This window comes from Pseudonocardia sp. SID8383 (genome assembly GCF_009864975.1).
Taxonomy (GTDB): Bacteria; Actinomycetota; Actinomycetes; order Mycobacteriales; family Pseudonocardiaceae; genus Pseudonocardia; species Pseudonocardia alni.
Genome location: NZ_WWFY01000802.1, coordinates 1 through 695 on the forward strand (window position 1 = coordinate 1; position 695 = coordinate 695).

At 79.3% G+C, this 695-nt stretch carries 1 pseudogene; it reads right to left on the minus strand.

Features of this window, described 5'->3' with window-relative positions:
- A pseudogene (locus GTW08_RS19635) lies at positions 1-695 on the minus strand (hypothetical protein); the annotation flags it as partial.

The window sequence follows — 695 nt, forward strand, 5'->3', positions numbered from 1 at the left end:
CGCGTCGCCCCGCCAGCGCGCCGACTCGGCCCCGACGACGCCCTGCAGCAGCGCGGCCTGGTCGTGCACCGGTGGCTCGGTGGCCAGCACGGAGAGCAGCTCCTCGGCGCCGTCGAGGTCGCCGCGGGCCACGCCGACCAGCGCCCCCGCCACCGCCAGCTGCCCGGTGACGCGCAGCGGGAGCGTGGGGTCGACATCCGCGGCGGTCCGGACGGCGGCGTCCCACTCCCCGCGCTGGACGTCGACGCGGACCTGCGCGATCCGGAACTCCAGGCCGTACCCGCCCCAGGGCAGGCCGTACGCGGCGGCCCGGCGGGCCCCCTCGGCGAGCTCGTCCGCGGCGGCGTCGAGCAGGCCGTCCTCGATGAACGACACCCCGCGGTTCCACACCGTCCGCAGCTCGACGACCCGGTTCCCGGACGCGGCGGCCAGCGAGGACGCCCCGGCGAGCCGGTCCCGGGCCGCCTGCGGGTCCCCCTCCATCCGGGCGCAGAAGGCCAGGGTGATGAGGGCGTCCGCGCAGACCGCGCTGAGGTCGCGGTACGCGGCCGACCCCTCCGCGGGCGGTGCGGTGTCGTGGACGGCACGGGCCACCGCCAGCGACGCGCGGGCGTGCGACCAGGCGGGCTCGGCGTGGTCGGCGTTGAGGTGCGCCCGCGCGAGCACGGCGTGCGCCCAGGCCGGCTCCGTGCCGG